Annotated in this window: 17 protein-coding genes; 7 read left to right on the top strand and 10 right to left on the bottom strand. The window is 69.2% G+C overall.

Going from position 1 to position 12,331, the window contains the following annotated elements:
• Positions 1-105: 105 nt before the first annotated feature.
• Both AB0B64_RS56765 and AB0B64_RS56760 read right to left on the bottom strand, forming a co-directional pair.
• Positions 106-984, bottom strand: a complete 879-nt coding sequence (locus AB0B64_RS56765) for a 1,4-dihydroxy-2-naphthoyl-CoA synthase (RefSeq protein ID WP_225301384.1) — start codon at positions 982-984, stop codon at positions 106-108.
• A 9-nt stretch (positions 985-993) separates the two neighbouring features.
• Positions 994-1,506: a PadR family transcriptional regulator gene (locus AB0B64_RS56760; RefSeq protein ID WP_358203967.1), complete on the bottom strand. Its 513-nt coding sequence runs from the start codon at positions 1,504-1,506 to the stop codon at positions 994-996.
• Positions 1,507-1,582: 76 nt separating this feature from the next.
• On the opposite strand from AB0B64_RS56760, the gene AB0B64_RS56755 reads away from it, so the two are divergent.
• Positions 1,583-2,167: a hypothetical protein gene (locus tag AB0B64_RS56755; RefSeq protein ID WP_358203956.1), complete on the top strand. Its 585-nt coding sequence runs from the start codon at positions 1,583-1,585 to the stop codon at positions 2,165-2,167.
• Between the two features lie 28 nt (positions 2,168-2,195).
• Here AB0B64_RS56755 and AB0B64_RS56750 read toward each other — a convergent pair whose 3' ends face one another.
• Together AB0B64_RS56750 and AB0B64_RS56745 are read right to left on the bottom strand one after the other, a co-directional pair.
• Positions 2,196-2,447: a hypothetical protein gene (locus AB0B64_RS56750; protein WP_358203950.1), complete on the bottom strand. Its 252-nt coding sequence runs from the start codon at positions 2,445-2,447 to the stop codon at positions 2,196-2,198.
• 25 nt (positions 2,448-2,472) lie between these two features.
• A complete protein-coding gene (locus tag AB0B64_RS56745; RefSeq protein ID WP_225301381.1) occupies positions 2,473-2,805 on the bottom strand; it encodes a metalloregulator ArsR/SmtB family transcription factor in 333 nt (110 codons plus the stop codon).
• Between the two features lie 86 nt (positions 2,806-2,891).
• Between AB0B64_RS56745 and AB0B64_RS56740 the strand changes: the two genes are divergently transcribed.
• Positions 2,892-3,062, top strand: coding sequence for a DUF3073 domain-containing protein (locus AB0B64_RS56740; RefSeq protein ID WP_357960973.1), 171 nt, complete (start codon positions 2,892-2,894; stop codon positions 3,060-3,062).
• Here the strand turns inward: AB0B64_RS56740 and AB0B64_RS56735 are convergent.
• On the bottom strand, positions 3,025-4,311 hold the full coding sequence (locus AB0B64_RS56735; protein ID WP_358203941.1) for a cytochrome P450: 1,287 nt from the start codon (positions 4,309-4,311) through the stop codon (positions 3,025-3,027). The two genes, AB0B64_RS56740 and AB0B64_RS56735, sit on opposite strands and share 38 nt — an antisense overlap.
• Before the next feature lie 68 nt (positions 4,312-4,379).
• Between AB0B64_RS56735 and AB0B64_RS56730 the strand changes: the two genes are divergently transcribed.
• On the top strand, positions 4,380-4,976 hold the full coding sequence (locus AB0B64_RS56730; RefSeq protein ID WP_357960979.1) for a TetR family transcriptional regulator: 597 nt from the start codon (positions 4,380-4,382) through the stop codon (positions 4,974-4,976).
• 99 nt (positions 4,977-5,075) lie between these two features.
• Here AB0B64_RS56730 and AB0B64_RS56725 read toward each other — a convergent pair whose 3' ends face one another.
• The 4 genes from AB0B64_RS56725 to AB0B64_RS56710 all read right to left on the bottom strand — a co-directional run bounded on the left by AB0B64_RS56725 (position 5,076) and on the right by AB0B64_RS56710 (position 8,190).
• A complete protein-coding gene (locus tag AB0B64_RS56725) occupies positions 5,076-6,482 on the bottom strand; it encodes an LCP family protein (RefSeq protein WP_357960983.1) in 1,407 nt (468 codons plus the stop codon).
• Positions 6,483-6,596: 114 nt separating this feature from the next.
• Positions 6,597-6,863 (bottom strand): DUF6510 family protein, encoded by a 267-nt coding sequence (locus AB0B64_RS56720; RefSeq protein ID WP_357960986.1) that lies wholly within the window; start codon positions 6,861-6,863, stop codon positions 6,597-6,599.
• A 1-nt stretch (position 6,864) separates the two neighbouring features.
• On the bottom strand, positions 6,865-7,590 hold the full coding sequence (locus AB0B64_RS56715; RefSeq protein WP_358203929.1) for a ferredoxin reductase: 726 nt from the start codon (positions 7,588-7,590) through the stop codon (positions 6,865-6,867).
• Positions 7,591-8,190, bottom strand: coding sequence for a sulfite oxidase-like oxidoreductase (locus tag AB0B64_RS56710; RefSeq protein WP_358203923.1), 600 nt, complete (start codon positions 8,188-8,190; stop codon positions 7,591-7,593). It abuts the gene before it with no gap.
• A 131-nt stretch (positions 8,191-8,321) separates the two neighbouring features.
• Here AB0B64_RS56710 and AB0B64_RS56705 point away from each other — a divergent pair, with 131 nt between their 5' ends.
• The 4 genes from AB0B64_RS56705 to AB0B64_RS56690 all read left to right on the top strand — a co-directional run bounded on the left by AB0B64_RS56705 (position 8,322) and on the right by AB0B64_RS56690 (position 11,495).
• Positions 8,322-8,918, top strand: coding sequence for a TetR/AcrR family transcriptional regulator (locus tag AB0B64_RS56705; protein WP_357960995.1), 597 nt, complete (start codon positions 8,322-8,324; stop codon positions 8,916-8,918).
• Between the two features lie 61 nt (positions 8,919-8,979).
• Positions 8,980-9,483, top strand: coding sequence for a PH domain-containing protein (locus AB0B64_RS56700; protein ID WP_357960997.1), 504 nt, complete (start codon positions 8,980-8,982; stop codon positions 9,481-9,483).
• The gene (locus tag AB0B64_RS56695) at positions 9,480-10,910 is read left to right on the top strand and encodes a PH domain-containing protein (RefSeq protein WP_357961000.1); all 1,431 of its coding nucleotides are present in this window, start codon (positions 9,480-9,482) and stop codon (positions 10,908-10,910) included. Before AB0B64_RS56700 ends, AB0B64_RS56695 begins: the two co-directional genes overlap by 4 nt.
• A 138-nt stretch (positions 10,911-11,048) precedes the next feature.
• Positions 11,049-11,495, top strand: coding sequence for an STAS domain-containing protein (locus AB0B64_RS56690; RefSeq protein ID WP_357961003.1), 447 nt, complete (start codon positions 11,049-11,051; stop codon positions 11,493-11,495).
• Between the two features lie 13 nt (positions 11,496-11,508).
• Here the strand turns inward: AB0B64_RS56690 and AB0B64_RS56685 are convergent, their stop codons facing one another.
• The gene (locus tag AB0B64_RS56685; RefSeq protein WP_358203906.1) at positions 11,509-12,222 is read right to left on the bottom strand and encodes a helix-turn-helix domain-containing protein; all 714 of its coding nucleotides are present in this window, start codon (positions 12,220-12,222) and stop codon (positions 11,509-11,511) included.
• Between the last annotated feature and the right edge of the window lie 109 nt (positions 12,223-12,331).

The following is a 12,331-nucleotide window of genomic DNA, read 5'->3' as shown; positions in this document are numbered from 1 at the left end:
ATGTCGCAAAGGATCTTCAGCCCTGCGGCCGGGCTGGTCACCACCGCCAGCGCCAGAAGCGGCGCTGGTGCCGAACGAGCAGCCGGCCGGCTCGCTGAGAGCGGATCAGTAGTGCCAGGGGAAGGGGGACCAGTCGGGTGCGCGCTTCTCCAGGAACGAGTCGCGGCCCTCGGCGGCCTCGTCCGTCATGTACGCCAACCGCGTCGCCTCGCCGGCGAACACCTGCTGCCCGACCAACCCGTCATCGACCATGTTGAAGGCATATTTCAACATCCGCTGGGCTGTGGGTGACTTGCCATTGATCTTGCGGCCCCACTCCAACGCCCGCTCCTCCAGCTCGGCATGAGGAACGACGGCGTTCACCATCCCCATCCGGTGCGCGTCGGCGGCGGAGTAGGTGTCGCCGAGGAAGAAGATCTCGCGGGCGAACTTCTGCCCCACCTGCCGGGCCAGGTACGCCGACCCGAAGCCGCCGTCGAAGCTGGCCACGTCGGCGTCCGTCTGCTTGAAGCGGGCGTGCTCCTCGCTGGCCAGCGTGAGGTCCGACACGACGTGCAGGCTGTGCCCGCCGCCCGCGGCCCAGCCGGGCACCACGCAGATGACGATCTTTGGCATGAAGCGGATCAGCCGCTGCACCTCCAGGATGTGCAGCCGGCCGGTGGACGCCGAGCCGTCGGCGTACTGGTAGCCGTCCTTGCCCCTGATCCGCTGGTCGCCGCCCGAGCAGAAGGCCCAGCCGCCGTCCTTGGGCGAGGGGCCGTTGCCGGTGAGCAGCACGCAGCCCACGTCCGTGGTCTGCCGGGCGTGGTCGAGCGCTCGATAGAGCTCGTCGACCGTCTGCGGCCGGAACGCGTTGCGTACCTCGGGGCGATTGAAGGCGATCCGTACGGTGCCCTGGTCGACCGCCCGGTGATAGGTGATGTCGGTGAAGTCGAATCCCTCGACCACCTGCCATGCCTTCGGATCGAACAGTTCGGAGACCATGGGGCGAGCCTAACGGATCTGCCCTTCGGCCCATTCGGCCCAGTCCCGCGCCGTGGTGCTGAGGTGGTGGCCGTACTCCAGCACGAGCCTCCCGTACACCGACAGATTGTCCTGCCCGGACTCCACGAATTCCCTGATGCTCTCTAGGTGCGCCAACCGTTCGGCCGCCATCTCCGCCTGCCGCCGCAGGTAGTCCTTGGCCTGCGACGGATCCACCTGGGCCAGGAAGAACACGCGCAACAGCATGTCGCTGCGTACGTTCCGGACCGGCTCCACCTCGATGAGCCAGTGGCGGAGCTCGGCCAGGCCCTCTTCGGTGATGGCATACTCCTTGCGGCCGCGCGGTCCCTCGGCCGCCACGCTCACCAAACCGGCGTCGGCCAGCTTGCCGAGCTCGGCGTAGAGCTGGCTCTGCGTGGCCGGCCAGACGTTCGCGAGGGAGACGTCGAACATCTTCATCAGGTCATAGCCGCTCGCCGGTCCCTCGGAAAGCAGGCCGAGCGCGGCATGTCGAAGACTCATATTCCTATATTGACATATCGAGCTCGCAGGTTCTACCTTCGACATGTCTATATAGGAACGTCGTAGGGAGCTCGACATGCGCGGCCTGCTGGGATTCGCCCCCTGGATCCTCTACGCGATCATCGCCACCGGCGACGAGTGGCGCTGGGGCGCCATCACCGGCCTCGTCATCGCGCTGGTCCTCGTCGTCGTGGACCGCCGAGCGGGGCGGGCCTGGGACGAGATGGTGATCGAGTCGAGCGCCGCGGTGTTCTTCGCCTGCCTCACGGTCCTTTCGCTGATCGATCCGCATTCGTTCCTCACGCCGTACGGCCCGGCGCTGGTCAACGTCTGGCTGGCGGGCACCGCCTGGGGCTCGCTGGCCATCCATCGGCCGTTCACGCTCGGCATCGCGCGCACCATGGCGCCCAAGGAGGTCTGGGACACCCCGGGCTTCTACCGGGTCAACGCGGTCATCACCACGGTCTGGGCGAGCGCGTTCACCGTCGCCGCCGTGTCGCTGACGTTCGTGCTGGCCGCCGCGCCGCACGCGACGGCCGTGGTCATCGCCATCAAGGTGATCACGTTCGCCGCCCCGGCCGTCTTCACCGCCCGCTACCCCAAGGTCGTCCAGGCCCGCGCCCGCCGCGCGGCCGCCGCCGGCGCCGCTGCCGACAAGTAGGAACAAGCAGGAACAAGCAGGAGCGTTCTCAACGCGGTTCCAAGGGGTTCTGGAAAGAGACCTCGGGGTTGGCGGTGGACGGGCCGTCCAGCAACTGCTGGTGTTCGCCACGTAGGTGCTGGTCGAAGAAGGCGCCCACGTACGCTGTGGTGATCTCGCCCCGGCTGCGGCGTTGCGGCGCGTTCTGATCATGGGCAGCAGCGTAGGAAGGTCCCGAAGCGCCCGACACTGCGGAAAGACCAGCTCGTCCCCCGACTTTCGTCGAATTGACGGTGCTCATCGTCATAGACGGTGACGCTCCACGGTCAGGGGACCTCGGCTCGTAGCTCCGCGAGCAGTTCGCCCTGGTCGGCGAGCATGTCGGTGAGGATGCGGCGGGCGGCCCCGAGCAGGTCGGCCAGCTCAGGGGTGGCCAGCGTGTAGACGACGGTGCTGCCCTCGCGGATGGCGCTCACGATCCCGGCTCTTCGCAGCACGGCCAGCTGCTGGGAGAGGCTCGACGGCTCGATGTCGATCTGGGCCAGGAGTTCCCGGACGGGGAGCGGGCCTTCCTGGAGTAGCTCCAACACTCTGATGCGAGCGGGGTGGCCGAGAGTTCGGAAGAAATCGGCCTTGGCCTGGTAGACCTCCACGTGCATAGTGTCAGACTAATCCAGCGCACTTGCATAATTCTTCAAGTCGTAACGTTGTTGGCTAGGATGACAGCGGGGACTAGGGAGTAGCCATGGGCCGAGGAAGAGCCAAGGCGAAGCAGACGAAGGTCGCTCGCCAGCTTAAGTACACCAATCACAACATCGACTACGACCGGCTCCGCAAGGAGCTGGGCGCCGACTCGCCGCATGACGAGATGCACCCGACTACGGCGTCCGAGCAGGAGTCCGAGCACGCGCGCTGACGCGTGTCAGCTTCGCAGGGGCAAGGGTGACGAGCTTGAGCCGCCTGGCCTCCGGCGCCGGATCCGGCGCGGAGAGCTCCAGGCGGCCCAGCACCTCTCGGAGGATGACGCGCATCTCCAGGAGGGCGAGCTGGGCGCCGACGCAGAAGCGCCGGCCGCCGCCGAAGGGCATCCACGCCTTGCCGTGGGCGTCCGCGCCGTCCAGGAAGCGTTCGGGCCTGAATTCCTCGGGTGACGGCCAGATCGACGGGTCCTGGTGGATGAGCGCGATGAGCGGTGCCGCGTACCATCCCGCGGGCACCTCGTAGTCGCCCAGCCGCAGCGGGGCGTCGACCAGCCGGGGCGCCTCGAAGACGACCGGCCTGACGCGCAGTGCCTCCTTGACCACGGCATCGAGATACTGCTCGTCCTGCGGCAGCCGGTCGAGCGCGTCCGGGGTGCGCAGCAGCCGCTCGAACGCCCATGCCAGCCCCGTGGCCGTCGTCTCGTGACCGGCGATGAGCAGGGTGATCAGCTCGTCGCGCACTTCCTGGTCCCCGAGCTCGGTCTCGAGCAGCCTGCCCAGCACGTCGGTGCCGCCCGGCTCGGCGCGCCGCCGGCCGATCTCGTCGAAAAGGATCTCGTCGACGGCCGCGCGCAGCCGCAGGAACCGCGCGTACGGCGTGAACGGCAGACGCCGCGAGGCCTCGCGCAGCCGGGGCGGCAGCACCATCATCGCCGGCGAGCCGCCGACCTCGATCATCTTCGGCAGCAGTACGCGTAGCCGGTCGAGCCGCTGGGCGTCGCGGATGCCGAAGACCAGCCGGAGTATGACCTCCAGCGTGATCTCCTGCATGCGGTCGCGCAGCCCGAACGGGGTGCCGAGCGGCCAGGTCGCGATCTTCTCGGCGGCGATGGCGGCGATCTCGCCTTCGTACCCGGCGATCTGCTTGGCGCGCAGCGGCGGGGTGAGCAGCCGCCGGTGCCGCCACCACGGCTCGTCGTCCAGGGTGAGCAGGGAGTGCGCGCCGACCATCGGCTCCAGGAAGTCGCGCCGGACGCGACCGGCCCGTCCGCCGCCCTGGTCGAGCCGGTAGACCTGCTCGGCCAGCTCGGGGGTGGCGACGTAGACCTCGGGCGGGAAGCCGAAGAGGCGCACGGTGAAGATCGGGCCGTATTTGCGGCGGCACTTCTCGAGCGCGCCCATCGGGTCGCTCAGCAGCCAGGCGGTCTGGAGCAGCGCGGGGAGTCTCGGTCCAGGGGGGAGCATCGTTCGGCCTTTCGTGTGTATATATACGTACGTCATAGACGGTCGTATACATCGATAGCATAGAACGCGTGTCGAGAACAGAGCTCGGTGGATACCGGGAGAGACTTCTGGCGGCGGCGGTCAACTGCCTGCAGGAGAAGGGCTACGCCCGTACGACCGCCCGCGACCTGGTCGCCGCGTCAGGCACCAACCTGGCCTCCATCGGCTACCACTTCGGCGGCAAGGACGCCCTGCTCAACGAGGCCATCGTGGCCGCCTACGACGCCTGGATCGAGCACGTGGAGGAGTCGGTCTTCGGGGGACCGCTGGCCAGCCCGAAGGAGATGCTCGAACGCGCCATGGTGGCCCTGGTCGACGTCTTCGCGGAGATGCGGCCGCAGCTGGTCCTGGCCGTGGAGGCATACCCGGCCGCCCTGCGTGAGGACGTGCTGAGGGAGAAGCTGGCCGCCGTCTACGCCAGAGCCAGGAAGGCGGGCGTCGACATGATCAACAGGGCGGCGTCGGAGCTGGGGGTGGAGCCGGGGTTCGCGCCGGACGCCCTGATCGCGGTCCTGATCGCGATCTCGGACGGCCTGATGATCCAATGGCTCCTGGACCCGGAGAGCACCCCGGACGCCCACCAGGTGGTGGAGGCCCTGGCCGCACTGTCGGCCTTCATCGCCTGACCCCTGATCGCCTGACCCCTGATCGCCTGATCAGGACGTGCGGGTGTCGTGGGTCGCGAGTCGCGTGGTCAGGGCGCGTACGCGTCGGGAGCCGCGCGATCAGGACGCCGCGCAGGTGTCGTGGGTCGCGTCGAAGCCCTTCAGTGCCTCGGTGTCGTCGGTGCGGATGGGCTTGGTGCCCTTCCAGTCGTCACCGATCACCAGCACCAACCGGCTCGTCTGCGCCCCCGCCACCAACCGCGTCGTGGACGTGAGCAGGTCCTTGGTCAGGGTCGGGACGCCCGTCTCACCCTTGGGCCCGTAGAAGATCGTCGTCTTGGCGTTCGGCTTGCGGGCCGTGTCGCCGATCTTGGTGATGTGGTAGCCCCGCTGCTCCAACGAGGCGGCCACCTGCGTGCCGAGACCGGTGCGGTAGGTGCCGTTGCGCAGTTCGATCTGCATCTTGGACCTGGACACCTTGGTCTGCCCGCCCTTGACGCCCTGCACGCTTTCGTCCTTGGACACGATCTGGAACAGCTTCCCGGCCTGCGGCTGGACCCACTCCACCCGGCCCGGCTGGGTGAGTGAGTAGTGCCACGGGGTGGTGATGAAGCGGATCTGCCCCGCGTTGAGGCCCTGCAGGCTGGTCGCCAGGTCCTTCATCACGCCAGGGGTGAGGTCGGGGTCGGTGGTGACGGCCTTGGTGCCGGCATCGAGGAAGTTGAAGAGCTTGGCCGGGTCGGTGAGCGTCTGCCCGCTCATGACCTTCTTCACCATCGACGCGATGAACATCTGCTGGCGCTGGATCCGCCCGATGTCGGAGCCGTCGCCCATGCTGTAGCGGGCACGGACGTAGCCGAGCGCCTGCTCGCCGTTGACCGTCTGCCGCCCGGCGGCCAGGTGGAGCAGCGCCTTCTTGTCGTTGACCGCCTCGGGCAGGCAGATCTCCACTCCGCCCACGGCGTCGACCATGCTCTTGAAGCCGGTGAAGTCGACCTTGACGAAGTGGTCGATGTGGATGCCGGTGAGCGACTCGATCGTCTTCCAGGTGCAGGCGATGCCGCCCGAGTTGAACGACTCGTTGATCATGCCCAGGTGCGGCTGCTGGCCGGTCAGTCCGGCCTTGGCGCGGCAGGCGGGCAGCTGCACGAGCGAGTCGCGCGGGAAGCTGACGACCATGGCGTTGTCCCGCTTCGACGAGACATGTGCCAGCATGATCGTGTCGGTACGCTCACCCGCGACACGGCGGCCGTACTTGGCGTTCTTGCCGTCGCGCTGGTCGGAGCCGACGATCAGCACGTTCATCGCGGTGTCCGCCACCTTGGGCGGACGGCTCGCGCCGAGGTCCTCGGCCGAGACGGCGTCGTGCTTCACGTTGCCGTACAGCTTGAGGTAGACGCCGACCGCGACGCCCGCGATCACCAGCACGATCGTCATCACGATCGCGATCGTCCACCTCAGCCAGCGTTTGCGGCCGCGTGCCGGAGCTTGTGGGGATGGTGGCGCGTCCAGCAGCCCGCGGTTCACGTGACTCCCATGGGACAGGGCCAACGGGCCGCCGCCCATGGCCAAGACCTCCGCCGTACAGATCTCGGCCGGTTGGACCTGCCGAGTGTACTAAGCCGGATCGAGTGAGAACCGCTATTCAGGCAGTCGCACGCGCAACGACACGGCACCGCGCAGGTCGAGCCAGGCCGTGCCCGGCCCGCGTACCAGGCGTAGCACGACCTCCTCGCAGCCGGGGCAGCGGGCGACCAGCCCCGGTTCGGGGCCATACACGCGGAGTTCGGCGACGGGGCCGGTCAGCCCGCAGCTCGCGCACCGTCCGACGGCCGCGGTGACGTCCACGGCGAAGATCTCGCTCAGCGGGCCGGCGAGGACGTTGCCGTCCAGGTGTTCAGCGGTCATGTCAGCCTCCGGTCGGGCCGAAGCGTTCGGTTCTGATGCGCTCGGGCGCGTGCCCGAGCGCGAGCAGCAGGTCGGCGGTCGCCTCGACGAACCCCGTCGGCCCGCAGACGTAGCACTCCGGCTCGAAACCGGCGGGCCAGCCGCCTTCCGCCAGGTCGTCCAGCAGGATGCGACCGGCCGGGCGGGGCCAGCCGTCCGGCACGGCCCGCGTGTAGATGTAGCCGACGTCGAGCCCGGCGTCGGGACGGCGCAGCTCCTCGGCGTAGTAGCGGCTGCCGGGCTCGCGCAGTGAGTACAGCAGCCGGAACGGCACCCGGCCGCCCGCCCGGCGACGCTCGCGGATCATGGCCATCAGCGGGACGATGCCCGAGCCCCCGCCGACCAGCAGCACCGGCGAGGTGCTCTCGGGCCGCCAGACGAACCAGCCGCCGACCGGCCCACGGATCTCCACCTGGTCACCGGGCGCCATGACCTCCGTGAGGTACGGCGAGACCTCCCCGTCGGGTACGCGTTCGACGGTGAGCTCGACCGTGTCGCCGTCGGCCGGGGCGGACATCGAGTAACTGCGCTGGGCGCTGTAGCCGTCCTCTGCGGTCAGCTTCACGTCAACGTGCTGACCGGCCAGGTGTCCCGGCCAGCCCGGCACCTGGAAGACCAGCGTGCGGGCGCTGGCGGTCTCGTCGCGCAGCGCGGTCAGCCTGGCGGGTCGCCAGGTCAGGCGGCGCACCTAGTCGCCCTCGTAGCGCTGCTCGCGCCACGGGTCGCCGTAGTTGTGGTAGCCGGCGGTCTCCCAGAAGCCCGGCCAGTCCTCGTCGAGCAGCCGGATGCCGTGGATCCACTTGGCCGACTTCCACAGGTACAGGTGCGGCACCAGCAGCCGGGCCGGGCCGCCGTGCTGGGGTGCGAGCTCCTCGCCGTCGAACTTGTGGACGATCCACGCCTTGCCGTCGAGCAGGTCCTCCAGGGGGAGGTTCGTGGTGTAGCCGCCGTACGAGTAGGCCAGCGCGTATTCAGCGGCCGACTCGACGTTCTCGAACAGCGTGTCCAGCGAGACGCCCTGCCAGCCGGTGCCGAGTTTGGACCATTTGGTGACGCAGTGGATGTCGACTGTCGGCGTCTCCTGCGGCAGCGCCATCAGCTCCGGCCAGGTCCACCGGTGGGTCTGCGCGGTCTCGGTGTCGATGGCGAACTCCCACCGCTCCAGCGGGATCCGCGGCGTCGGCCCGGTCGAAAGCACGGGGAAGTCGTCGACCAGGTATTGGCCGGGCGGCAACCGGTCGTCGTCGCCCCTGCGCCGGCCCTGGAAGCCGCGCGAAATGATGCCCACCGGCACTCCCTTCAGCGATGCACCAGATCACGTTCGCACGTTCGGGTACGAGGTGCACTTCTCCTCGCTTTGGTTATGCCAAGTCATATGTATTGAGTACCGTTGGGGGACGTAAAAAGAGAGGAGCACGGGTGCCCAAGCAGGTGGACCACGAGGCCCGGCGTACCCAGATCGCCAAGGCGCTGTGGCGGGTGGCGCAGGCCCGGGGGCTCGACCGGGTGAGCCTGAGAGAGGTCGCCGCGGCGGCGGACATGTCGCTCGGCCAGCTCCAGCACTATTTCACCAACCGTGAGGACATGATGGTCTTCGCGGTCGAGTTCATGAACAGGAAGAACGTCGAGCGCGTGGCCGAGCGCATGCTGGCCGCCGGATCGCAGGCGCCGCGGGCCAGGCTCCGGGCCATCGTCCTGGAGATGCTCCCCGTCGACCGGGCGGCGGAGGCGGGCAGCCTGATCAACATCAGCTTCCTGCTGGAGGCCGCGCGCAGTGAGCCGCTGCGCGACTACGCCCGCAAGCGCGCGCTCGCGCTACGTGGCGTGCTGGAGGGCCAGATCGCGCTGGCCATGCGGGCGGGCGACATCGACGGGTCCCGCGATCCGGCGGCCGAGGCGGCGCTGCTGGTCAGCCTGGCCGACGGGCTGCGCGCCAACTTCCACCTGGGTGTGCACACCGCCGAGGAGACGGTGGCGCTGATGGACGGGCAGCTGGCCCGGCTTTTCGGCGGTTGATCCAAGTCAGCTGTCTTGCTATGGTCAAAGTAATACAGCTGACTTGGAAAGGACGCGCCGCGTGAACAACCTCCGCCCTCCGCTGCACAGGGTCGATCCCAGGGCCAGACGATGGTGGACGCTCCAGGCGCTGGTGGTCCTGTCGGGGCCGGCGCTGCTGACGGCGCTGTGCCTGTTCGTGCTGTCGCTGCTGTTCTTTCCCGGGGCGCTGGTCTGGCTGGGGCCGCTGCTGCTGGTCGTCCTGGTGCTGCCCGCGGTCGTCTACCTGACGGTCATGCCGCGCTGGCGCTACCGGGTGCACGCGTGGGAGCTGGGCGAGCTCGCCGTCTACTCGGCCAGCGGGTGGTTCTGGCAGAAGCGCCGGATCGCGCCGCTGTCGCGGGTGCAGACCGTCGACACCATGCGCGGCCCCATCCAGCAGTCGCTCGGGCTGGCCACGGTGACCGTGACCACCGCCTCGACGGCCGGCAACGTGAAGATCGCCGGCCTGGCCGACGCCGACGCCGAGGAGCTCGCCCGCCGCATCGGCGCCGCGGCCCAGGTCGTACCGGGTGATGCCGCGTGAACGGACAAGACACGCAGTGGCGGCGGCTTGATGGGCGCGTCATCGCGGCGCACTGCTTCTGGCTGGTCGCGCCACTGGCGTCGGTCGGGCTTACCGCGCTCGCCACCGGCGGCCGGTTCGACCTGCGGGCCTGGATCACGCTCGGCTCGATCGCCCTGACCTTCGCCGTCATCAGCGCGAACGGCCTGGCGCGCTGGCTGCGCACCCGATACCGGGTGACCGGCGAGCACTTCGAGGTGCGATCGGGGCTGTTCGTCCGCAGGCTCCGCTCGGTGCCGCTGAGCCGGATCCGCAACGTCGACCTGACCGCGAACCCCGTACACCGTCTCCTCGGCCTCGCCGTCGTGCGCGCGAGCACCGCCGACCGCGACGAGCTCCGGCTGGAGGCTCTGTCCCGGCAGGACGCGGCCCGGCTGCGCGGTGAGCTGCTGCGGCGGGCCGATACGCGGGAGAGCGCCGATCCGGTGCTGGCCATGTTCGACCCGCGGTGGGTGCGCTACGCGCCGCTGACGTTCTGGACGATCGGCGGCGTGTTCGTGGTCCTCGGCACCGCGTACCGGATCCTGAACGACATCGGGATCGAGCCGTGGCGCCTCGGCTTCCTGCGCGACCTCGCGGCCGGCGCGGTCTGGGTGACGATCCCGCTGACGTTCCTGGCCTTCCTGGTCGTCGGCAGCGTGGGGGCGACCGCGCTGTACGCCGAGAACTGGTGGAACTACCGCCTGGAATGGGCGGACTCCGGCACGCTCGCGGTGCGCCGCGGCCTGTTCACGACCCGATCGGTGTCGATGGACCACGAGCGGCTGCGTGGCGTACTGCTGCGCGAACCGCTGCTGCTCCGGGCCGGTGGCGGCGCCAAGGTCACCGCCGTGGCCAGCGGGCTCGGCGACGACGAGGAGAACCGGCGGCGCAGCTCGCTGCTGCCGCCCGCGCCCCGCGCCGAGGCCCTGCGCGTGGTCGAGCGGCTCACCGGCAAGGCGGCCGACCGGACCCTGCTCCGCCATCCCCGCGTCGCGCTGCGGCGCCGCGTCATGCGCGGTCTGACGCTGATCGTGCTGCCCGTGGCCGTCGTCCTGGCCGCGCTCGGCCTGCCGCTCGTCGCGGGGATCTTCCTGGTCGTGACGGCGCCGATCGTCTGGTGGCTGGCCCGGGACGCCTACCGCAACCTGGGCCACGCCGTCGATGGCGACTATCTGGTGGCGCGGTCCGGCACGTTCAGCCGCGACACGCTCGCGCTGCGCCGTACCGGCATCGTCGCCTGGACCTTCAGCTCCTCGCCGTTCGGCCGGCGGGCCGGTGTCGTGACGCTGACGGCCGCGGTGGCGGCGGGCGAGCAGGGCTACCGCATCCCCGACCTCGCCGCGGGCGACGCTCCCGCGCTGGCGGAGGGGGCCGCGCCGGGCATCCTCACCGAATTCCTGGTTTAGGGCACCACGGGCATCCAGGCCAGGGGTTTCGCGGCGTGTGATGGCCTTCACGCTGAGCAGCCGTTGAATGCGGCTTTTCCAGGGCAGAAAGAAAGGTGACGCTACTGGAAGTGAGTGCGAACCATGAGCGCGCGTGCGGTGCGAATCGACACTATCCGGCACGTTCATTGCACAGTCCTTCGAGCGAGCGGCGAGCTGGATCACGCCGGCCGTGCACGCCTGAGCGCGCGCATCCGGGAGGTATGGGACTGGTCCGAGGGCCCCATCCTGGTGTTCGACCTGACTGATGTGGTGTTCTACGACTCTTCCCTGATCGGGGCGCTGGCGGTGGCGTTGCAGCGCGTACGGGCCACGCACAGCGGCCGCATCATCCTGGCCAGCCCTCCCGACCGGCTGCTCACCGCTCTGGAACGTACTGGTCTGCTGGAGTACGTGGAGATCCGCGGCGGCGTCCAGGAGACGGTGGCGGAGATCATGATCGAGCGAGAGCGGGGACGGAAGCGTAGGGCGGGTTCCGGCGGCGCGTCCGTCGAGGAGGGCCGCGGTGCGCGGGACTTCCGAACCGTCCTGCCCTATCTGCGGTAGCTGTCCATAGACGTCAGCCCTCGGGGATGCCGGACTCGGCGCGATCAGCGTCGATCAGGTCGCTGAGCAGGGTGACGGTGGCCGCGGCGAGGTCGCGCAGCCTGGCCTCGGGGATGACCGCCTCGCTCTCGAAGGCGCGTTGGACGGTCCGCGCGAGCAGGTCCGCCCGTTGCTCCGGACCATCGGCGGAGGCATCGCCTTCGGCGCGCAGGAAGCCCTCGAACGTGGCCTGGTAGGCGTAGCCGATCTCGTCGGTGCGCATGTCGTCGCGGAGCAGTCCGTACTCGGTGAGCAGATTGAGATAGTCGCGCGCCATGGAGCCGTGCCGCTCGTCGCGGGCGGTGTCGGGCGAGCTGGTCAGCTTGCCGAGCAGGTGGGGATCGGCCAAGAGGAACCCACGCAGCAGCGGGCGGTTGGTGATGGCCAGGAAGTAGGCGCGCGCGAAGTTGTGCAGCAGGCATGCCGACGCGTCCTGCCGCAGCGCCTGCCGTAGCTCGTCCATGGCGTAGAGCACCTCGCGGGCGAAGACCACGCTGAACAGCTGCTCACGGGTCTTCCAGTGCAGATAGACCGTGCCCTTGCCGATGCCGGCTCCCTCGGCCACGTCGTCGATGGTCACCCGCCGGTAGCCGTGGCGCAGCAGCAGGTCGGCTGCCACGTCGAGGATGCGGGTGGCCCGTTCGGCGCGCTGCTGCGGGTCTCGGAGTCGTTCGGCGTTGGCGCTCACGTAGGGACCGTATGACCCCATGCGAGATCTGGTCAACTCACATTTGTCGATTGACTAACTTTCAAATTTCGTCATACAGTCATCTCGACACAGCGGCAACACCTGGAGC

This window comes from Nonomuraea sp. NPDC049129 (assembly GCF_040648495.1).
Lineage (GTDB): Bacteria > Actinomycetota > Actinomycetes > Streptosporangiales > Streptosporangiaceae > Nonomuraea.
Note: the sequence above shows the minus strand (reverse complement) of the source record. Positions and strands in the feature narration are given on the sequence as shown.